General features: G+C 70.7%; 17 protein-coding genes and 1 pseudogene. 12 read left to right on the top strand and 6 right to left on the bottom strand.

The features are described from left to right. The 3 genes and pseudogenes from CH341_RS08040 to CH341_RS08030 form a co-directional block, all read left to right on the top strand. Positions 1-421: pseudogene (locus tag CH341_RS08040) on the top strand (hypothetical protein); the annotation flags it as partial. Next, entirely contained in the window at positions 418-759 is a 342-nt protein-coding gene (locus tag CH341_RS08035) for a 2Fe-2S iron-sulfur cluster-binding protein (RefSeq protein ID WP_111418514.1), read from the top strand. The pseudogene CH341_RS08040 and the gene CH341_RS08035, both read left to right, overlap by 4 nt. Before the next feature lie 25 nt (positions 760-784). Next, complete coding sequence (locus CH341_RS08030; protein WP_210208207.1) at positions 785-3172, top strand: xanthine dehydrogenase family protein molybdopterin-binding subunit; 2388 nt, start codon at positions 785-787, stop codon at positions 3170-3172. Here the strand turns inward: CH341_RS08030 and CH341_RS08025 are convergent. Both CH341_RS08025 and CH341_RS08020 read right to left on the bottom strand, forming a co-directional pair. Continuing rightward, positions 3141-3596 carry a nuclear transport factor 2 family protein gene (locus CH341_RS08025; protein WP_111418513.1) on the bottom strand — a complete coding sequence of 152 codons (456 nt, stop codon included), beginning with the start codon at positions 3594-3596 and terminating at the stop codon, positions 3141-3143. The genes CH341_RS08030 and CH341_RS08025 overlap by 32 nt on opposite strands. Before the next feature lie 256 nt (positions 3597-3852). Continuing rightward, positions 3853-4830, bottom strand: coding sequence for a Bug family tripartite tricarboxylate transporter substrate binding protein (locus CH341_RS08020; RefSeq protein WP_111418512.1), 978 nt, complete (start codon positions 4828-4830; stop codon positions 3853-3855). A gap of 177 nt (positions 4831-5007) precedes the next feature. On the opposite strand from CH341_RS08020, the gene CH341_RS08015 reads away from it, so the two are divergent. Then, positions 5008-5862: a polysaccharide deacetylase family protein gene (locus tag CH341_RS08015; RefSeq protein WP_111418511.1), complete on the top strand. Its 855-nt coding sequence runs from the start codon at positions 5008-5010 to the stop codon at positions 5860-5862. A 187-nt stretch (positions 5863-6049) separates the two neighbouring features. Continuing rightward, the gene (locus tag CH341_RS08010) at positions 6050-6823 is read left to right on the top strand and encodes a GntR family transcriptional regulator (protein ID WP_170149522.1); all 774 of its coding nucleotides are present in this window, start codon (positions 6050-6052) and stop codon (positions 6821-6823) included. Between the two features lie 19 nt (positions 6824-6842). On the opposite strand, the gene CH341_RS08005 is transcribed toward CH341_RS08010, so the two are convergent. From CH341_RS08005 to CH341_RS07995, 3 genes are all read right to left on the bottom strand, one after another. Next, positions 6843-7286, bottom strand: coding sequence for a hypothetical protein (locus CH341_RS08005; protein ID WP_111418509.1), 444 nt, complete (start codon positions 7284-7286; stop codon positions 6843-6845). A gap of 143 nt (positions 7287-7429) precedes the next feature. Next, positions 7430-8512 (bottom strand): SphA family protein, encoded by a 1083-nt coding sequence (locus CH341_RS08000; RefSeq protein WP_210208206.1) that lies wholly within the window; start codon positions 8510-8512, stop codon positions 7430-7432. A gap of 159 nt (positions 8513-8671) precedes the next feature. Then, positions 8672-9619, bottom strand: a complete 948-nt coding sequence (locus CH341_RS07995) for an AraC family transcriptional regulator (RefSeq protein ID WP_111418508.1) — start codon at positions 9617-9619, stop codon at positions 8672-8674. Between the two features lie 282 nt (positions 9620-9901). Between CH341_RS07995 and CH341_RS07990 the strand changes: the two genes are divergently transcribed. The 4 genes from CH341_RS07990 (at position 9902) to CH341_RS07975 (ending at position 14761) form a co-directional block, all read left to right on the top strand. Further along, entirely contained in the window at positions 9902-11182 is a 1281-nt protein-coding gene (locus tag CH341_RS07990) for an anaerobic sulfatase maturase (protein WP_111418507.1), read from the top strand. A gap of 42 nt (positions 11183-11224) precedes the next feature. After that, positions 11225-13768, top strand: a complete 2544-nt coding sequence (locus tag CH341_RS07985) for an arylsulfatase (RefSeq protein ID WP_111418506.1) — start codon at positions 11225-11227, stop codon at positions 13766-13768. Positions 13769-13858: 90 nt separating this feature from the next. After that, positions 13859-14206 carry a hypothetical protein gene (locus CH341_RS07980; RefSeq protein ID WP_111418505.1) on the top strand — a complete coding sequence of 116 codons (348 nt, stop codon included), beginning with the start codon at positions 13859-13861 and terminating at the stop codon, positions 14204-14206. 204 nt (positions 14207-14410) lie between these two features. Beyond that, entirely contained in the window at positions 14411-14761 is a 351-nt protein-coding gene (locus CH341_RS07975) for a hypothetical protein (RefSeq protein ID WP_111418504.1), read from the top strand. A gap of 46 nt (positions 14762-14807) precedes the next feature. Here CH341_RS07975 and CH341_RS07970 read toward each other — a convergent pair whose 3' ends face one another. Continuing rightward, positions 14808-15812, bottom strand: a complete 1005-nt coding sequence (locus CH341_RS07970) for a Bug family tripartite tricarboxylate transporter substrate binding protein (RefSeq protein WP_170149521.1) — start codon at positions 15810-15812, stop codon at positions 14808-14810. A gap of 203 nt (positions 15813-16015) precedes the next feature. Here CH341_RS07970 and CH341_RS07965 point away from each other — a divergent pair, with 203 nt between their 5' ends. The 3 genes from CH341_RS07965 (at position 16016) to CH341_RS07955 (ending at position 20051) form a co-directional block, all read left to right on the top strand. Beyond that, positions 16016-16777 carry an SDR family NAD(P)-dependent oxidoreductase gene (locus tag CH341_RS07965; protein ID WP_111418502.1) on the top strand — a complete coding sequence of 254 codons (762 nt, stop codon included), beginning with the start codon at positions 16016-16018 and terminating at the stop codon, positions 16775-16777. Positions 16778-16830: 53 nt separating this feature from the next. Continuing rightward, complete coding sequence (locus CH341_RS07960) at positions 16831-18255, top strand: aldehyde dehydrogenase family protein (protein WP_111418501.1); 1425 nt, start codon at positions 16831-16833, stop codon at positions 18253-18255. Positions 18256-18527: 272 nt separating this feature from the next. Continuing rightward, on the top strand, positions 18528-20051 hold the full coding sequence (locus tag CH341_RS07955; protein WP_111418500.1) for a L,D-transpeptidase: 1524 nt from the start codon (positions 18528-18530) through the stop codon (positions 20049-20051). Positions 20052-20072 lie beyond the last annotated feature (21 nt).

Genomic DNA, 20072 nt, shown 5'->3' with positions numbered 1-20072 from the left:
GCTGGCCCGGCGTCGCGCCCGCGGCGACGTCAATCCCGCCGCGCTGGTCGCGCATCTGCAGGACGTGATGACCGAGAAGGTCGGTCCGTTCCGCACCGGCGACAAGCTCGACGCGGCGCTCGCCGAGATCGAGCGCCTCGCCGCGGCGATCGGAGACGATCCGCTCGCCGCCGGAACGCCGTTCGACTCGGTGCTGATCGACTGGCTCGACCTGCGCAACATGCTGCCGGTGGCGCGCAGCGTCGTGCTCGGGGCGCGTGCCCGCACCGAAAGCCGCGGCGCCCATCAGCGCGAGGATTTCCCGGGGCTCGACGAGCGCTGGCTGTGCAACCAGGTCGCCACGCTCGGCTCCGGCGGTCTCGCATTGGAAACGGTGCCGGTCGCCCGCAGGGTCGAGACCGGCGTGGGAGTGCCGGCATGACGACGACCCTCGTGATCCGCCGCGGCACCGCGCAGGCGCCCGCCGCCGAGGAGCGCTTCGATGTTCCGTTCGTGCCCGGCCAGACCGTGCTGGACGGGCTGCGCTGGATCCGCAGCCATGTCGATCCGAGCCTGTCGTTCCGCTACTCCTGCATCAACGCCAATGCGTGCAAGGAGTGCATGATGGTGATCGACGGCACCGTCGCCTATGCCTGCACGACGCGGCTGCACGAGGGCGAGATGACGTTGGCGCCGCTGCCCAACAAGGGCTTGGTCGCGGATCTCGTCACCGAGATCGCGCCGCCCGACGAGCGGCTGTCGCGGGCCCGGACGGCGTGACCGGCCTTTTCGCGCGGGGGCGCGTGTGACCGGGGACGCGCCGTCGCGGCTGGTCGGCGCGCGCGTGCCGCGGCTGGAGGATCCGCCGCTGCTCCGCGGCCGCGGCCGCTTCGTCGGCGACATCGCCTTGCCCGGGATGCTGCACGCCGCGTTTCTGCGCAGCCCCTATGCGCATGCGCGGATCGAGGCGATCGACACGCGCGCCGCGCGGGCGCTGGCGGGCGTGCACGCCGTCTACACGGCGGCCGATATCGCGCCGCATCTGAAGCTCCCTCGCATTCCGGTCGGCATGCCGAGCGGCGCGATCCGCCACGTCCTCGATCCGGAGGTGCTGGCGAGCCGCGAGGTCTGTCACGTCGGCGAGGCGGTCGCCATGGTGGTGGCACAGGATCGCGCCACCGCCGAGGACGCGGCGCGACTGATCGACGTCGACTACGCGCCGCTGGCGGCCGTCGTCGATCCCGTCGCCGGACTCGACCCCGGTGCGCCGCGTGCGAGACTCGATTGCGCCGACAATCTGGTGGCGTCGTTCCGGGTCGGCTACGGCGACTGCGGCCGCGCCTTCACCGACGCGCCGGTGGCGTTGCGTGAGAACTTCCTGCTGCACAAGGGCGGCGGCCATTCGATGGAAGGCCGCGGCGTGCTGGCGCAGCCGGACCCGGCGAGCGACGGGATCGTGGTGTTCGACAGCACCCAGATGCCGCATCGCGCCAAGGCGCTGCTGGTCGCCATGCTGGGCCTGCCGGAGCATCGCGTGCGCGTCGTCGCGCCCGACGTTGGCGGCGGGTTCGGGCCGAAATTCGTGTTCTATCCGGAGGAGGTCGCGGTGCCGCTGGCGGCGCGCCTGCTGGGACGACCGGTGCGCTGGCTGGAGGACCGCTGGGAGCACTTCGTCGCGACCACGCAGGAGCGCGACCAGATCTGGGACGTCGAGATCGCGGCGGACCAGGACGGGCGCCTGCGCGGCATCCGCGGGACGCTGGTTCACGACCACGGCGCCTATACGCCCTACGGCATCGCGCTGCCCAGCAACTCGGCCACCAACCTGATCGGGCCCTATGTGCTGCCGGCCTACGATCTCGACGTGTCGCTGGTGATCACCAACAAGGTGCCGGCGACGCCGACCCGCGGGGCCGGGCGCCCGCAGGGCACGTTCGTGATGGAGCGGCTGCTCGATCGCGTCGCGGAAAAGCTCGGGCTCGATCGCGGAGACATCCGCCGCCGCAACATGATCGCGCCCGACCAGATGCCCTACGTCACCGGCGTGAAGACCCGGGACGGCGGGACCATGACCTACGACAGCGGCGACTATCCGGCCTGCATGGCGACGGCGCTGGAGACCGCGGGCTGGGGCGGGTTTCGCACGCGACAGGCCGAGGCGCGCAAGGCCGGCCGTCACATCGGCATCGGCCTCGCCAATTACGTCGAGGGAACCGGACGTGGGCCGTTCGAGGCGGCGGGCGTGCGGGTCGGCCCGTCGGGCCGTATCGTGATCAGCACGGGCGCCACCGCGCAGGGGCAGGGCGTCGCCACCGTGCTGGCGCAGATCTGCGCCGACCAGCTCGGCGTCGATCTGTCGGCCATCGACGTGATCGCCGGCGACACGGCGGCGAGCCCGCTCGGGCTCGGCGCCTTCGCCAGCCGGCAGGCGGCGACGGCCGGCTCCGCCGTCCTCTCGGCGAGCCACATCGTGCGCGAAAAAATCCTCGCCGCGGCGAGCAGCCGGCTGGAGGTCGCGCCGGCGGATCTCACGCTGCGCGACGGCCGCGTCGAGGTGGTCGGCGCGCCCGGCTCGGGCGTCACCATCGCCGATCTCGCGCGCGACCTGCAGGGGCTGCCCGGCTACGCGCTTCCGGGCGGGCTCGCCCCGGGGCTCGCCGCCGAGGCGGTGTTCGAGCCGCCCGCCATCACGTATTGCAACGGCACCCATGTGGTGGAGGTCGAGGTCGATCCGGAGACCGGCGCGGTGCGGCTGCTGCGCTGGATCGTGGTGCACGACTGCGGCCGGTTGCTCAATCCGACCCTGGTGGAGGGGCAGATCCGCGGCGGCGTGGCGCACGGCATCGGGCAGGCGCTGTACGAGTGGATGCGCTACGACGACACCGGCCAGCCGACCACCACGACCTATGCCGACTATCTGCTCCCGGGAGCAGCAGAAGTGCCAAGGATCGAGATCGCCCATCTGGAATCGCCGTCGCCCCAGAACCCGCTGGGCGTCAAGGGGGCCGGCGAGAGCGGCACCATCCCGGCGGCGGCCGCCATCGCGGCGGCCGTGGAGGATGCGCTGGCGCCGTTCGGTGTGCGCGTGACGCAGCTTCCGATCACGCCGCGCCGCCTCCTGGCGCAGCTTCCGATCGTCTCCGAGGATCTCGGCGCTGTGCTCACTCCGGGTCGCCAGGCGGCGGAACCGTAGGCGGCGTGCCGCCCATGAACACCGGCGTCAGCACATGCGACGTGTACAGCCAGCGGCCATCTTCGCCGCGGATGCAGTCGCTCACCACGTCGGCGATCAGGATCGCCGGAAGCGACGGCAGCACCGGCGCCCCATCGGCGGCGTAGAGCAAAAGAATGCAGCGCAGCGTCGCCGTCGTGTCGTCGGCGCGGTCGAGGCGGAAGTTGGTCACCACGTGCCGCGCGGTGCGCTCGCCGCGCTGGATGCGCCAGCGATAGAAGCCGCTGATCGCCTCCCGGCCTTCCATCCGCGTGTCGCCGATCGTGAACAGGCCGTCGGCGACGTAGAAGGCGTGGCCGTCGCGTCCCAGGTTGAAGTCGACCTCGTGCCAGTAGTCGACCTCCAGCGCGGTCAGCGCCTGCAGGATCGCGGTCTCGTCCGACATGCCATGGTCTCCGTTCGTCCCGAATTGCGCCGTCTCACGCCAACGGCTTCCGTCCAATCGGCTCGTTCATTCCGGGCCGGCGCGGAGCGCCGGACCCGGAATCCAGCCGCCCGCACAGGATTCGCCGCTGGATTCCGGCTTCGCACCTTTGGTGCGCCCCGGAATGACCCCGAACCGACCGGCGTGGCCGCATCCTTCGAGGCCCGGCTGCGCCGGCATCTCAGGATGACGGGGAGAGGTCCAGTGCCGCGCCGCGTCACTCCTGGATGTGGATGCCGGCCTTCTCGATCACGGTCTTGTTGAAGGCGAGCTGCTCCTCCATGAAGCGGTCGAGCTCCTTCGGTGTCGAGCCGACCGGATCGACCATCAGCTCGGAGAAGCGCTTGGCGAGCGCCGGCGTCTTCACCGCCGCGGCGATCGCCTTCGACATCCGCTCGATGATGGCGGGCGGCGTCTTGGCCGGCGCGAACACCGCGACCCACATCGGGAACGCGAAGCCCGGCAGCGACTCCGACACGGTCGGCACGTCGGGCAGCACGGGCGAGCGCGTCGTCGTGGTGAGCGCCAGCGCGCGCACGCGGCCGTCCTGGATGTTGGCGAGCTGCGGCGCCAGCCCGTCGATGACGAGCTGGATCTGCCCCCCCAGCAGTGCCGCCGTGGTCTGGCCGCTGCCGCGATAGGGCACGTGGATCATGTCGAGCCCGGCCTGCGACTTGAGGGCCTCGAGCGGGATGTGCGACGTGCCGCCGATGCCGCTCGATCCGAACGCGTATTTGCCGGGGTTCTTCTTCACCAGCGCGATGAACTCGGCGATGTTCTTCGCCGGCAGGTCCGGCGTCGTCACCATCACGAGCGGATAGCGGGTGACGAGCGAGACGCTGGCGAAGTCGCGGCGCACGTCGTAGCCGGGGCTCTTGTAGACATAGGGCAGCGAGGCCTGGCCGGGCCCCGAGAACAGGAACGTGTAGCCGTCCGGCTCGCTCTTCACGACGGTGCGCGCCGCGATCAGCCCGCCCGCCGTGCCGTTGTTTTCCACGATGACGCGCTGCGGCAGCTCCTGGCTCAAGCCTTCGGCGAGGAGGCGCGCCATCAGGTCGACGCCGCCGCCCGCGGCCGACGTGACGATGAAGCGGATCGGCCGGTCGGGCCAGGTGTCCTGGGCGACAGCGGTGCCGCCCAGGGTGGCGCCCAGTCCCACGGCAATGACGGTCGCAAGCTGCCGAAGCAGGCTCATGGTCGGCTCCTCCGATGCGTTTCCCGGTGCGGCGCTGGTGCCGCTCGTTCTTGACTTGGAGATTATTAATAATTAATCAGAACCGATAACGCAACTCCCCACGGTCGTGCCGTCGCGCTGCGCCGCAGCGAGAGGCGGGTGCAACGCGGTGACGCGGGGACAACGGAGGACGCCTCAGTGGAGCACGCGAGCGGGCCGACCTGGCCGAACGGAAAGCGGATCGCCGTCGCCGTGACGGTGATGTACGAGACCTGGGCGGAGGGAAAGGCGCCGAACTACTCGGTGCAGACCACGCATCTGAAGCCCGGCTCCGTCGATCTCGCCGGCCGCGCGTGGTCGACCTACGGGGCGCGGGTCGGCGTCTGGCGCGTCGTGCGCACGCTCGACCGGCTGCAGATCCCGGCGACGTTCTTCACCAATGCGCGCTGCGCCGAGCTCTATCCCGACACGGTGGCGCAGATCGTCAAGTCCGGCCACGACGTCGGCGGCCACAACTACACGCAGGATGCGCTGCTCGCCTACATGGAACCGGAGGAGGAGCGGGCGACGATCTCGCGCTGCCTCGGCATCCTGGAGGAGAAGGCCGGCAAGCGGCCGACCGGCTGGCTGTCCTCCGTGCTCGCCTTCACCGAGAACACGACGAGCTTCCTGGCGGCCGAGAAGATGAAGTGGCACGCCGACGTCACCTATATCGACCTGCCGCACCGGATCGAGACCAGGAACGGCATCATCGCGGCGGTGCCGAACAGCGACTTCACCGACAACCGGGTGCTGCGCTCCAGCCCGCGCGACCTGTGGGACGTCTACAAGGGCACGTTCGATTTCCTCTATCGCACCGAGCCGATGTCGATGCTGGTGCTGACGCTGCACACCCATTTCGGCGGCCGGCCGATGGTGATGTCGGTGTTCGAGGAGATCATCCGCTACATGCAGCAGTTCCCGGACGTCTGGTTCGCCCGGCACGAGGAGCTGGGCGCCTGGGCGCTCGACGCGGCGGCGCCGGAGCACACGTATCAAAGCCGGTTCTTCTGACGCTCCGCCGAAGCCGGCGGACGACCCGGTCATGCAGCGCCGGCCGTTGTTTCGGGGCGGGCACTGCGGTGTACTGCGTGGGCAGTGCAAAAGAGAACAGGGGGAGGCGCCGATCGCGGGGTCGGCGCCCCGGCGGAGGACGATGACGACACCGAGGAGACGGACGCAGCCGGCGAAGGCCTCGGCCGTGCAGCGACGGTCGGCGCCAGGGGCGTCGTCCAAGGCGTCGTCCAAGCCGGCGTCCAAGTCGCCATCCAAGCCGGCGGCGTCGGAGGCGATGCCGGCCGCCGCCGCGCTGAATGCCATGCCGCGGCCCGAGGCGGAGCCGCCGCCGCCGTCGCGCAGCGCCTGGCTGGCGCAGGTGCTGCGGGAGCGCATCATCACGGGCGGCTACCGCCCGGGCGAGCGCATCCGCGAGGCGCAGCTCCGCGAGGAGTTCGGCTTCTCCAACGGCCCGATCCGCGAGGCCCTGCAGGCGGTCGTCGCCGACGGCCTGGCCGAGCGGCCGCCGTTCCAGGGCGTGCGGGTGAAGCTCCTGTCGAAGCGGGAGATCGTCGAGCTGTTCCAGGTGCGGCTGGCGATCCTGGAATACGCGGTCGAGCTGGCGGCGCGCGCCGCGACGCCCGCCACCGCGAAGAGCGCCGCCGAGATCAAGCGCAGCATCGACGAGGGATTCAGCCGGATCGAGTCCGGGCATCCGGCGTTCGGCGGACAGCTCTCCCAATGGCTGCTGGCGGCGACCGGCAACCGCATCATGTGCGAGATCTGGGACCGCACCCTGCAGCAGACGCTGATCTACGTGAACGCCTCCTTCGTCCGCAGCCGCGGACGCAAGAGCAAGGCCATGGTGCACGCGCTGATCGATCACATCGCGGCCGGCGACGTCGCCGAGGCGCGGACGTCCGCCCGGGCCCTGACGGTCCAGACCCTCGCCGATCTCGGAATTTCCGCGGTGCTGTGACGGCTGCGCCGGCCGGCCGTCAGTCCTGGTCGAAGAAGCCGCCCAGCATGCTGCCCGGCTCGGTGTCGGAGCCGTCGGCGGCGATGCTGCTCTCCATCTCCTCGACATAGCGCGGCTCGGATCCGCCGCCGGCGCCGCCCTGGTCGACGCCCGGAAGGCCGCCGTTGCGATAGGCCGCGTAGGCGGCCGGCGAGCCGACGAAGGCGCAGCGGCAGCCGTTCGGGTCCGGGTAGATGTAGGTGGTCTTGCCGTTCTTGCGGCGGATGGTGAGCTTGTCGGCCGGCAGCGAGCGCAGGAGCGCGAGCTTCTCCGGCGTGTCGGCGTATCGCACCACGAAGCCGGCGGCCGTGAACAGGTTGTTCGGCGCCGGGCGATCCTGGGCCGCGACCGGGCCCGCCGCGGCGACGCCGAGCACGATGCCGGCGACGACGAGCAGGCGGGGCGGCAGGACGGGACGGGACATTTTGGGCTCCAGAGCGATCCGCGAGCGACGTGGCGGACGGACCGGTTCTTACAGCCCGGATCGCGCAGGACACAAGCGTCCCGGCGTCACGCCTCCGATGGGCGCGGCACGTCCCGACACCCCGGACGGAGCGTCGACGAAGCCTATTTGTAGGACATCCGCTTGGCGGCCGTCGCCGAGGGGGGCGGTGGCGCTGCGGCGGGCGAGAGCATCAGCGTCAGCCACACGTTCCAGCCCTCGGGCCGGTTCTCCGATTCGAACTCCTTGTAGGCCTTGAGATTCAGGTAGCCCTGGACCTCGCCCATCGGGACGATGTAGCCGACCTGCGCGCCGACGCTCATCACCCGCGACTCGAAGCAGCCGACGCGGTCACCCGAGCCGCTGTCGCAGGAGAGCTGCTGGTACAGATAGCCGACGAGCCCGATCTGGAGCTGCTTGGTGACGAACTGCGACGCGCCCCAGTCGAGATGGAAGTCGACGCCGTTCTGATACTGCGTGTCCGGGTTCTTGAAGTTGTAGGTGAGGCCGGCGACGGCGGAGAACTCGTGGCCGGTGGCGGGATTGAAATAGGTGTAGCCGAAGCCGCCGTCGACCGCGCCGTGGCCGATGCCGATATTGGCGATCCGGGTCGGATCGTAGGCGCCGACCGGGATGTCGCCCGTGACATAGGCCATGTAGTTGTTCACGCCGGCGTTCCACCGCATGAAGAACTGCGGATAGAGGTCGCCGACCCCGGTCACGGTCTCGCTGACATTGAAGAAACGCGAGCCCGAGACGGCGAAGGGCCCGATCAGCGCGGTGGCGTTCAAGAACGCGTCGATCGACGTGCTGTTGCGTCCGGCGACCGTCATCAGGCCGATGGTGGCCTGCCCGCCGAGCACCGGCGAGGCGAACGTGTAGGTCGGGACGACGATGGCGAGGTCGGCCGTGCTGCCGAGGCCCGCCTGGACGCTCGCCGAGATCGACACGGGAAGAAGGCCGGCGCCGATCTCCTTCGCCCGCGCCACCGCCGCATCGGCCGTGACGCTCGTGTGATAGTAGATCGAGGTGACCGAGACGCCCGGCTGCTGCGGCACGGCCGCGAGGCTCCCGAAGATGCCGGGGAGCCAGAAGCTCATGCCGCCCTCGTCGGCCGCGGCCGGCCCGGGCTGGAGCGCGACGAGCCCCGCCGCCAGCACCGCGCCGAAGAGTCCGATTCCCTGTCCGTCCTGCCGTTGGCCCGCCATGCTGGCCTCCCGTGATCCGGTCGCCGGTTCCGAAGGACGGTAGTGTGATCACGGCGGTTCACTATGCAGAATCGGCCAGGGCGCGTCGGCGGTCGCCGATTTGGAGGTGTTGTTGCGTGCGAACAACAATGCCGCGAGGGCCGCGACCGGGCGGGCCGCTCAGCGACGGGCGTGATCCAGCCGCCGCATGGTGTGCGACGGCAGCTCGCCGAACAGGGCGCGATACTGCATGGCGAACCGTCCGAGCTCGGTGACGCCGTGGCTGGTCAGCACGTCGGTCACGCGCCGGCCGCGGGCGCCGTCGTCCAGCATCGCGGCGTGCACGCGATTGAGCTGCCGCAGCTTGAGATAGCGGGACGGCGGCATCCCGAACACCGCGCTGAACGCGCGCCGCAGCGTGCGTTCGCAAACGCCGGCCGCAGCGCAGAGATCGCCGATCGGGGCGACCGCGCCCGCCGCCTCGGCCGTGGCATCGAGGGAGCGGCGGACGATCAGGTGATGATGCGGCGCCGTCGGCTCCGTCCGAGCGTCCGCTCCGGCGATCGCCGTGAACAGGGCGTCGCACACCGCGCCCGCGGCGTCCTCGCTCCGGTCCGCGGCGATCTCCCGATCGGGCGCGTATCCGTCGGGCGTGAGCGGCGCGGCCGCGACCCGCCCGAGGATCCGCCCGAACGCCTCCGCCTCGGTTTCCACCAGCGAGGCGTCGGGGCGTTCGGCCCGGCCGGCCAGGCGCTCGATCTGGCCGGGTGCGAGCCCGGCGACCGGCAGCGTGATCGAGGTCCAGGCGTGCGGCACGGAATTGGCGAACACGAAGGCGCTGCCGGGCGGCAGCACGGCGATCCCGTAGGGTGCGACCGGGGACCCGTTGAGCGCCACCGCGTGCTGGGCGAGCGAGCTCTGCATCACGAACACGACGGCGTCCGGCTGGGCCATCACGCCGTCGGCGATCATGCCGGCGCCGCAGCGCCCGTGCTGGATCACGATGCTCCCGCAGCGTCCATTGCGAACCGCCCAATCGGGATGGCCGCGGCCCGTCAGCATGAAGCTGACATCGGCCTCGCGGACCGAGCGGGCGAAATCGATGAACGCCCCGGACGATGAAGGCATGGCGACACCCAATAGCCTAAATCAAAACGGCTAGTCCATCGGCCGAAGCACGACGAGACCATACGCCAAGATCCGCCTGCTGTATAACCTTATGGAAAATTGCCGCTCGTGATCAGGACACGAAACCGCGTCTGATCACAAGATCGGCATCCCCCGGCCGAAGCCCGATCGGTGTCCGAATCTGCATGTTACGGCTCCGGCGTCGCGGCTAGCATCCGACGGAACGCAGCCTCGACCTCCGCCGTCGCGGAGCAGCGTCGACCTGTCCGGTTCGTCGGTCGCATGAGCCCTGTCGTCGACAAGTACGATGCCCCGCTGACCTACGCTGCGCAGGGGACGCGGCGCTTTCACGTCATGGCCAAGCCGGCCGGCTCGCGCTGCAATCTCGACTGCACCTACTGCTTCTATCTCAGCAAGGAGACGCTGCCGGGCGGCCCGGGCGCCGCCGACATGGACCGCGAGACGCTGGAGCTGTTCATCAGGAATTATATCGCCGGCGTCACCGGGCCCGAGGTCGTGTTCTCCTGGCAGGGCGGCGAGCCGACGCTGCGCGGGCTCGCGTTCTTCGAAGAGGTGGTGGCGCTGCAGCGCAGATACGCCAAACCCGGACAGCGGGTGGAAAACGACCTGCAGACCAACGGCGTGCTGATCGACGAGAGCTGGGCGCGGTTCCTGAAGCAGCACGGCTTCCTGGTCGGCCTGAGCATCGACGGGCCGCGCGAGCTGCACGACGCCTACCGGGTCAACAAGGGCGGCGCGCCCACCTTCGACAAGGTGATGGCGGCGGCCGGCCTGCTGCGCCGCTTCGGCGTGCCGTTCGCGACGCTGACCTGCGTCCACCGCGGCAATGCGCGGCGCCCGCTCGACATCTACCGGTTCCTGCGCCGCGAGCTGGACGCCAGGGCGATCCAGTTCATCCCGATCGTCGAGGCGAGGGGCTTCGAGGCCACGGCACCGCAAGCGCACGATCCGGCGCGGCTGCCGCGCCTCGACAGTCCCGAAGCCCGTCCCGGGCATCCGGACTCGATCGTCACCGACTGGTCGGTGGACCCGGACGACTACGGCTACTTCCTGTCGCGGGTGTTCGACGAGTGGCGGCGCAAGGATCTCGGCACCGTGCTGGTCAATCACTTCGAGACCCTGGTGGCGCAGCATCTCGGACTGCCGAGCCAGATCTGCATCTACGGCGAGTTCTGCGGCAAGGCGGTCGCGGTCGAGCACGACGGCAGCGTCTATTCCTGCGACCACTACGTCTATCCGGAGTATCGGCTCGGCACGATCCGGGAGACGCCGCTCGCCGACCTGGTGCTGTCACGCCGGCAGGTGAAATTCGGCTGGGCCAAGTCGGAGACGCTGCCGGCCTATTGCCGCGGCTGCGACGTGCTGTCCGACTGCCGGGGCGAGTGCCCGAAGAACCGGTTGATCCGGACGCCGGACGGCGAGCCGGGGCTGAATTATCTGTGCGCCGGGCTGAAGCGGTTCTTTCGTCACGCCCGCCCCGAGGTCGACCGGATCGCCGCCGACATCCGGGCCCGGACGCCGACGGTCGCCGGCACATCCTGACAATCGCAACGGAGGGCTTCGATGAGGTTTGGATCGACATCCATGCGTCGTCTCGCGGGCGTCACGGCCGGTCTCCTGCTCGGCGCGAGCTGGATCGCTCTGCCCGCAGAGGCCCAGCAGGTCACCGGCACGCCGGGATCGCCGAGCGCGACCACCACCATCGACGGCCGGCAGCTCCCGCCCCCCGACCCGGCGTTCGGCGGCGTGATCAGGAACGACGCGCTGCAGTCGACGCCGTGGTGGGCGCCGCGCGTGGTGCCGCCCAAGGAGGCGCCGAACGTCCTGCTGATCATCACCGACGACGCCGGCTTCGGCGTGCCGGGCACCTTCGGCGGCGTGATCCCGACCCCGACCATGGATCGCATCGCCAGCGAGGGCCTGCGCTACAACCGTGTGTTCTCCACCGCGCTGTGCTCGCCCACCCGCGCCGCGCTGATCACCGGGCGCAACCACCATTCGGCCGGCTTCGGCGTGGTCTCCGAGCAGTCGACCGGCTTCCCGGGTTACAACAGCATCATCGCCAAGGACAAGGCGACGATCGGCCGGATCCTGCGCGACAACGGCTACGCGACCTCGTGGTTCGGCAAGGACCACAACACGCCGGCCTTCGCGGCCAGCCAGGCCGGGCCGTTCGACCAGTGGCCGACCGGCATGGGCTTCGAGTATTTCTACGGCTTCGTCGGCGGCGACTCCAACCAGTGGCAGCCCAACCTGTTCCGCAACACGACGCAGATCTATCCGTTCGCCGGCAAGCCGCCCGGCACCTGGAACCTGGTGACGGCGATGGCCGACGACGCCATCGACTATGTGAGCCGGATGCACCAGACCCAGCCGGACAAGCCGATCTTCGTCAAATACGCGCCCGGGGCCACGCACGCCCCGCACCACCCGACCAAGGAGTGGGTCGACAAGATCAGCGCCCTGAAGCTGTTCGACGGCGGCTACGAGAAGCTGCGCGAGACCATCTTCGCGAACCAGAAGCGGCTCGGCGTCGTCCCGGCGAACGCCAGGCTGCCGTCGTGGCCCGCCGAGGTGCTGAAGCCCTGGGACCAGCTCACCGACCTGGAGAAGAAGCTGTTCATCCGTCAGGTCGAGGTGTTCGCCGCCTTCGCGGCCTACAACGATCACGAGATCGGCCGGGTGATCAAGGCGTTCGAGGACCTCGGCCGGCTCGACAACACGCTGATCATCTACATCAACGGCGACAACGGCACCAGCGCCGAGGGCGGCCCGATGGGCACGCCCAACGAGGTCGCCTGGTTCAACGGCGTCAACGATCTGCCCGCCGACGTCCAGATGAAGTTCTACGACGTCTGGGGCACCGAGCAGACCTACAACCACATGTCGGCCGGCTGGTCGTGGGCCTTCGACACGCCGTTCGACTGGTTCAAGCAGAACGCCTCGCGGCTCGGCGGCATCAATCAGAACATGGTGGTGTCGTGGCCGGCCCGCATCAAGGACAAGGGCGCGTTGCGCGAGCAGTTCGTCCACGTCATCGACGTGGTGCCGACCATCCTGGAGGCGGCCGGCATCCGGGCGCCCGACAGCGTCGACGGCATCAAGCAGGCCCCCATCGAGGGCACCAGCTTCGCCTACACATTCGACGCCACCAACGCCAAGGCGCCGACGCGCCACACGACCCAGTATTTCGAGATGATGGGCCAGTGGGCGCTCTACAAGGACGGCTGGCTGCTGAGCACCAAGGTCAACCGCGCCCCGTGGCAGGCCTTCGGCGCGGCCAATCCGGATCCGCTGAACAACCAGGTGCTCGAGCTCTACGACCTGAGCAAGGACTTCAACCAGACCGACGACCTCGCCGCCGGAAATCCGCAGAAGGTCGCCGAGATGAAGCAGGCCTTCGTCGCCGAGGCGACCAAGCACCAGGTGCTTCCGCTCGACGCCTCGGTCGCCGCCCGCATCGTCGCGCCGCGGCCCAACATCACGGCGGGCCGCACCGAGTTCGTCTACACGCGGCCGATGACCGGGCTGCCGCAGGGCGACTCGCCGATGCTGCTGAACGCCTCCTACACGATCACGGCCGACATCGAGGTGCCGCAAGGCGGCGCCGAGGGCATGATCCTGACCTCCGGCGGGCGCTTCGCCGGCTACGGCTTCTATCTGCTGAAGGGCAAGCCCGTGTTCCTGTGGAACCTGGTCGACCTGAAGCGGGTGAAGTGGGAGGGGCCGGACGCCCTGGCGCCCGGCCGGCACACGCTGGAATTCGACTTCAAGTACGACGGGCTGGGCGTCGGCACGCTGGCGTTCAACAACATGAGCGGTGTCGGCCGCGGCGGCACCGGCACGCTCGAGGTGGACGGCAAGGCGGTGCAGACCATCACGCTGCCGCACACGCTGCCGATGATCCTGCAGTGGGACGAGTCCTTCGACATCGGCTCCGACACGCTGACCGGCGTCAACGACGCCGACTACAAGCCGCCCTTCGCCCTGACGGCGACGCTGAACAGGCTGACCATCAGGGTGGACCGGCCGACATTGTCGCAGGCCGACATCGCTAGGCTCGAAGGTGCGCGGGCGTCCGCGGTCGACGGCTCGCCGCTCACCCGCGTGCAGCCCGGCCCGCATTAGCGGCATCGATGTCGTGAAAATGCCCGCCCGAGGAGGTATGATCCTCGTCCGTCACGATGGGCCCTCGGGCGGGCCCGAAAGGAGAGTGCGATGAAACGGATCATGACCGCGGTCGCGGTCGCGACGGCGCTGACCGCCACCGGAGCCGCGGCGCAGGTGCAGGGCGTCGATCTCAACGGGCGCTGGCAGTGCGTCGCGAACTGCCTGGGCGGTCCGGGCAGCTTCGCCTTCATCACCCAGTACGGGACGCAGCTCAACGTCATCAACGACGGCGGGATCCCGTCGTCCGGATGGGTCGAGTATCCGGGCCGCATCTGGATCGCCGGGGCGTGGCAGGGCGCCGTCTACTCGCCCGACGGGCTGACCATCCAGTTCGACAGGGGAACGGTCTGGCAGCGGCCGCTCGAGCCGCCGCCCCCGGTGCGGCGCCGGCGCTGAGTCCCGAGCCACGGCTCGCTGGCCGCAAAGCCGTTCACCCGCGAGACCGTTCACCCGCGAGCCGTTCGCGCGAGAGGCCGTCCATTCGGACCGCCTCTCCGGGGCGGCCGCGGCCCGCGCAGGCGGACCGTGAACGGCGGGCGGCCGGTGGTGTAGGATCGCGGCTGCGGGCGAGCCGACCCGCAGCCGGGGTCGGAGAACGTGGTGAACGACGACACGCTTGCGGCCGAGATCGCGCGCATCGAGGAGCAGATCGAAGACCTCGCCGAGGTCGCCGAGGGCTGCCGGAAATTCATCTTCGCTGGAAACACCGCGATCGCGCTCGGCATCCTGGTCGTCGCCGCGACGATCTTCGGGCTGGTGAGCGTCGATGCCGTGCTGCTGCTCGGCGCGCTGTCGGCGATCATCGGCGGGATCGTGGTGGCCGGCTCGAACGCCAGCACGCGGCGCAACGCGCTCGCCGCCGCCGCGGCCGCCGAGGCGCGCCGGCTGGCGCTGATCGACAGGGTCGCCCCGCGCCTCGTGATCGACGCCGCCGGGAACGACCCGGACTAGCGGCGTCGCCGGTGTCTGCCGCGGCCGGGCCGCGCCCGTCGCGCGCTCACATCGAGATGTTGGCGTCCCTCACCACCGGGCCCCATTTCTGCAGCTCCGAGCCGATGAACGCCTTGAGGTCGGCGGGCGAGCCGCCCACCGCCTGCATGCTGAGCTGGGCCAGCACGTCTTTTCCCTTCTGGCTCGCCAGGAACGCATTGGTGGCGGCGTTGAGCTTGTCGACGATCTCGGCGGGCGTGCCGGCCGGCGCGGCGAGCGCGTACCAGGCGGTGGCCTCGAAGCCTTTGACGCCGGCCTCCTGCACGGTCTTTACGTCGGGCAGGTCGGCGGCGCGCTCCGTGGTGGTGACGGCGAGCGCGCGGATCTTGCCCTCGCGCGCCAGCGGCACGTAGGACGGCATGAAGTCCATCGCGATGTCGACCTGGTCGCCGAGCAGGTCGTTGACCACCGGCGCGGTGCCGCGATACGGCACGTTGGTCATGGTGATGCCGAGCGCCTTCTGCAGCAGCAGCGAGGTGATGTGGCCGAGCGTTCCGTTGCCCGGAACTCCGACGTTCAGCTTGCCCGGATTGGCCTTGGCGTAGGCCGCGAGCTCGGCCAGAGACGTCACCGGCAGGGACGGCCGCGCCGCGACGATCAGCGGCGACTTGGCGACCAGCACGACCGGCGCAAAGGCCTGCTCCGGATCGAACGGCAGGTTCTTGTACATCAGCTTGTTGTTGGCGAGCGGCCCCGGCGTGCCGAACATGATCGTGTAGCCGTCGGGCGCGGCCTTGGCGACGATGCCGGCCGCGATGTTGCCGCCGCCGCCGGCACGATTGTCGACGACGACCTGCTGGCCGAGCCGCTCGCCGAGATCCTGGGCGAGCGCCCGCGCCAGGAGGTCGGTTCCGCCGCCCGCGGCGAACGGCATGATCAGCGTGATGGGCCGCGACGGCCAGGACGGTGACGGTCCCTGGGCCCAGGCGGCCGAAGACCCGGCCGACGATCCGACCGCCACGGCGGCCATCGTGGCGGCGAGCGCCATTCTTCGCGTGACACGAATCCTCATGACGTCCTCCCGTGTCCCGCGGCGGAGTTGCGCGGGTTGTTTTGTGCAGCTTAGCCGACCGGGCGGGGCACCCGTCCAGCTTTGTGCCTGCATTTCGCGATGTGAAACGGGCGCAATCGTCCCCCGGGGTCCGCGGCGCATCGGCTAGCGTCGCCGGACGGCCCAGCGACAAGAACCGAGACGGCCTGATCGGGAGGATTTGGATGACCGGCATCGACGTTCCCGCGCTGTCCGCCCCGGCGGTGGCGCTCGTCACCGGCGGCAGCAGCGGTATCGGCCGGGCGACCGCGGCGCGCCTCGCCGCGCTGGGGTCCGCCGTCGTGGTCGGCTACAACAGCCGCCGCGCCCAGGCCGAGGCGGTGGTCGAAGGGCTGCACGGCACCGGGCATACGGCCCTGCGCATCGCCATCGACGAGCCGGCGTCCATCGCGGCGGCGGCCGCCGCCGTGACCGAACGCTACGGGCGGCTCGATGCGCTGGTGAATTGCGGCGGCGCGACCACTCCGGTGCCGGCGGCCGATCTCGACGGGCTGACCGACGACATCTTCGACCGCACCGTCACGATCAATCTGCGCGGACCCTTCGCCACGATCCGCGCCTTCCGGCCGCTGCTCGAGCGCGGCAGCGGCGCCGTGATCGTGAACATCTCGTCCATCGCGGCCCGGACCGGGCTGGGCAGCAGCCTCGCCTATCTGGCGGCGAAGGCCGGCCTCGACGCGCTCACCATCGCGCTGGCGAAGGTGCTGGCGCCGCGCATCCGGGTGTTCTCGGTGTCGCCGGCGGGCGTCGATACGGACTTCGTCGCCGGCCGCACCCGCGAGCAGCTCCAGAAGACGGCCGAAAGGCTGCCGCTCGCCCACATCACCACGCCGGACGACGTCGCCCGGGCCGTGGTCGCCTGCATCGTCGATCTCACGAGCTCGACCGGCATCGTCGTGCCGGTCGACGAGGGCCGGCACCTGTGAGCCCGGCGAACAACACGCAGACCACAGGGCAGGGGCGTCGCGGGGAGGACACGATGGACACGCTGAGATTCTACATCGACGGAGCCTGGGTCGATCCGGCCGCGGCGTCGACGCTCGCGGTCGTCGATCCCGCGACCGAGGAGACGGTCGGACAGATCAGCCTGGGGTCACGGCAGGACGTGGACCGGGCCGCCGCCGCGGCGCGCCGCGCCTTCGCGATCACGTCGCAGGCGAGCGTCGAGGAGCGGCTCGGCTGGCTGTCGAGGATCATCGCCGGCTTCCGGGCGCGCCTGCCGGAGCTGGCCCGCATGATGACGCTGGAGATGGGCGCGCCCATCACCTTCGCGACCGAGCGCCAGGCGACCGTCGCGCTGTTCCATTTCGAGGAGGCGACGCGTGTGCTGGCCGCCTACCGGTTCGAGGAGCCGATGGGCGCCGGCATCGTCCGCCGCGAGCCGATCGGCGTCTGCGGCCTGATCACGCCGTGGAACTGGCCGCTGAACCAGGTCGCCTCCAAGGTGGCGCCGGCGCTCGCCACCGGCTGCACCGTGGTGCTGAAGCCCAGCGAGGTCGCGCCGCTCAGCGCCATGCTGTTCGCCGAGATTCTCCACGAGGCCGGCGTGCCGGCGGGGGCCTTCAATCTGGTCAACGGCGACGGGCCGACGGTGGGCGAGGCGATCGCCGCGCATCCGGAGATCGACATGGTGTCGTTCACCGGCTCGACCGCGGCGGGCGTGCGGGTGGCGAAGCTCGCCGCCGACACGGTCAAGCGCGTCGCGCAGGAGCTGGGCGGCAAGTCCGCCAACATCATCCTGCCCGACGCCGACCTGCGCGCCGCCGTGATCGCCGGCGTCTACGCCTGCAACACCAATGGCGGACAGAACTGCCAGTCGCCGACCCGCATGCTGATCCCGCGCGCCGCCCGCGACGTGGCGTTCGCGGCGGCGCGCGACGCGATCGCGACGATCCGGCTCGGCGATCCGCTCGATCCGGCGACCACCATGGGGCCGCTGGTGAGCCGGGCGCAGTTCGACAAGGTGCAGGATCTGATCCGGTCCGGCCTCGACGAGGGCGCGACCCTGGTGGCCGGCGGCCCCGGCCGGCCGGCGGGCTTCAACCGCGGCCACTACGTGCGGCCGACCGTGTTCGGCGACGTGACGCCGCAGATGCGCATCGCCCGCGAGGAGATTTTCGGGCCCGTCCTGTCGATCATCGGCTACGACAGCGAGGACGAGGCGATCGCCATCGCCAACGACACGCCGTTCGGCCTCGCCGGCTTCGTTCAGTCGAAGGATTTGGCCCGCGCCCGAAAAGTCGCCGAGCGCATCCGGGCCGGCCGCGTCTACATCAACGGCGCCGGCTTCGACCGCAGCCTTCCGTTCGGCGGCTACAAGCAGTCCGGCAACGGCCGCGAGTTCGGCGTGTTCGGCTTCGAAGAGTATCTTGAGGTCAAGGCGATTTTGGGCGACGCGGCGTAGGGCCGCCTGTCGGCGAGGCGGCGAGGCGGCGGGGAGCGAGGGGCAGGGCCGGCCTGTCGCCGCGCCGTGCAGCGTCACCTGGGCACCGGCGGCGGCCTCCGGGCCAGCCTGCCTTTACGCGTGCTGACTTATAAGAGAGAATCGCAGCCGACATGGGCCCGGTCGTCTCGAACGACGACCGGACGTCGCCGGCGGTGCCGGTGAGTTTCGAGGAGTCCGGGTCGAGACTCGACGCGATGCTAGCCCGGACAGGCCTTTCGAGCGGACACGGCATGGCGAAGCGACGGACGACGGTGCACTCCTCCTCGGCGACGTGGCGCCGTGCGGCTCCCGTTCTGGCGATGCTGGCCGGCCTGGTCGCGCCGACCGCCGACGCGGTGGCGCGCGAGCCGCGCCCCGTGCCGCCCCCCAAGGAAGCGGTCGCGCGGCGTCCGGCCGGCGAGCCGATCATGGCGATCGTGTCGATCAAGTCGCAGCAGGTCACGCTCTACGACGCCGACGGCTGGATCATGCGCGCGCCGGTGTCGACCGGCGTCAAGGGGCGCGAGACGCCGGCCGGCGTCTTCGCCGTGGTCGAGAAGGACAAGGACCACCGCTCGACCATGTACGACGACGCCTGGATGCCGCACATGCAGCGCATCACCTGGAACGGCATCGCCCTGCACGGCGGCCCGCTGCCCGGCTACGCGGCCTCGCACGGCTGCGTGCGCATGCCCTACGGGTTCGCCGGCTCGCTGTTCGACAAGACGCGGATCGGGATGCGGGTGATCGTCTCGCCGGCCGACGCGGCCCCGATCGAGTTCTCCCATCCGGCGCTGCTGGTGCCGAAGCCGGAGGCCGTCGCGGCGGCGCCGGGGCGGGTCGAGCCGCTCGCCCGCGAGGCCACGGAGGCCGCCAAGGCCGCCGACGCGGCGAAGGCGGCGGCCGCCACGGCGGTGCGCGCCAAGTCGTCGCTCACCGCGGCGCTGCGCAAGCAGGAGGCGCTGAAGACCCGGGCCGAGGCCGAGCTGGCCGCCGCCGACAAGGCGGTCGCCACCGCCAAAACGGACGACGCCAGGGCGAAGGCCGAGGAGCGCCGGCAGAAGGCGGCCGCCAAGGCCGCCGAGCTGGCCGCCCAGCTCGACACCGCCCGGGCCGACGCGAAGGCGAAGCTCGACGCCGCCGACGCCGCGACCGAGGCTGCCAAGGCGGCCGAGGCCCGCAAAGCCGCCACCGCCAAGGCGGCGAGCGACGCCAAGCTCGCGCTGGAGCCGGTCTCGATCTACATCAGCCGCGCGACCCAAAAGCTCTACGTGCGGCGCAACACCCACAAGCCGGCGCCGGACGGCGGCGGCGAGGTGTTCGACACCAGCATCGAGGTGCCGGTGACGATCCGGGATCCGGGCCGGCCGATCGGCACCCACGTGTTCACGGCGATGGCGCGCAGCGCCGCCGGCCTGCGCTGGAGCGCCGTCACCATCGACCACGCCGACGACGCCAAGGCCGCGCTCGACCGCATCACCATCCCGCCGGAGGTGCTCGACCGCATCGGCCCGACGGCGTTGCCGCGCTCCTCGATCGTCGTCTCCGACGAGCCGCTGAGCGCCGAGACCAACTACCGCACCGAGTTCGTCGCCGTGCTGAGCGGCCAGCCGCAGGGCGGCTTCATCACCCGCAAGCCGACGCCGGTCGCCCGCGTCGCCGGCCCCGACGCCCGCAGCGAGTGGGGCTTCTTCGGCGCCCCCGCCCCACGCGCCCCCGCCGCCCCGGTGTGGCGCGGCGACCCGTATTACTACCGTCAGCAGCCGGGCTGGTGACGGGCGTCACGCGAGGCCCCG

The sequence above is a fragment of the Rhodoplanes roseus genome, assembly GCF_003258865.1.
GTDB classification, from domain to species: Bacteria; Pseudomonadota; Alphaproteobacteria; order Rhizobiales; family Xanthobacteraceae; genus Rhodoplanes; species Rhodoplanes roseus.
This window is presented reverse-complemented; position numbering and strand designations above follow the sequence as displayed.

What these genes read in the sequence shown, in the direction of transcription:
- CH341_RS08035 (WP_111418514.1), top strand. Translation starts at nt 418, where the DNA reads ATGACGACGACCCTCGTGATCCGCCGCGGCACCGCGCAGGCGCCCGCC.
- CH341_RS08025 (WP_111418513.1), bottom strand. Translation starts at nt 3,596, where the DNA reads ATGTCGGACGAGACCGCGATCCTGCAGGCGCTGACCGCGCTGGAGGTC.
- CH341_RS08020 (WP_111418512.1), bottom strand. Translation starts at nt 4,830, where the DNA reads ATGAGCCTGCTTCGGCAGCTTGCGACCGTCATTGCCGTGGGACTGGGC.
- CH341_RS08005 (WP_111418509.1), bottom strand. Translation starts at nt 7,286, where the DNA reads ATGTCCCGTCCCGTCCTGCCGCCCCGCCTGCTCGTCGTCGCCGGCATC.
- CH341_RS08000 (WP_210208206.1), bottom strand. Translation starts at nt 8,512, where the DNA reads ATGGCGGGCCAACGGCAGGACGGACAGGGAATCGGACTCTTCGGCGCG.
- CH341_RS07995 (WP_111418508.1), bottom strand. Translation starts at nt 9,619, where the DNA reads ATGCCTTCATCGTCCGGGGCGTTCATCGATTTCGCCCGCTCGGTCCGC.
- CH341_RS07990 (WP_111418507.1), top strand. Translation starts at nt 9,902, where the DNA reads ATGAGCCCTGTCGTCGACAAGTACGATGCCCCGCTGACCTACGCTGCG.
- CH341_RS07985 (WP_111418506.1), top strand. Translation starts at nt 11,225, where the DNA reads ATGCGTCGTCTCGCGGGCGTCACGGCCGGTCTCCTGCTCGGCGCGAGC.
- CH341_RS07980 (WP_111418505.1), top strand. Translation starts at nt 13,859, where the DNA reads ATGAAACGGATCATGACCGCGGTCGCGGTCGCGACGGCGCTGACCGCC.
- CH341_RS07970 (WP_170149521.1), bottom strand. Translation starts at nt 15,812, where the DNA reads ATGAGGATTCGTGTCACGCGAAGAATGGCGCTCGCCGCCACGATGGCC.
- CH341_RS07965 (WP_111418502.1), top strand. Translation starts at nt 16,016, where the DNA reads ATGACCGGCATCGACGTTCCCGCGCTGTCCGCCCCGGCGGTGGCGCTC.
- CH341_RS07960 (WP_111418501.1), top strand. Translation starts at nt 16,831, where the DNA reads ATGGACACGCTGAGATTCTACATCGACGGAGCCTGGGTCGATCCGGCC.
- CH341_RS07955 (WP_111418500.1), top strand. Translation starts at nt 18,528, where the DNA reads ATGGCGAAGCGACGGACGACGGTGCACTCCTCCTCGGCGACGTGGCGC.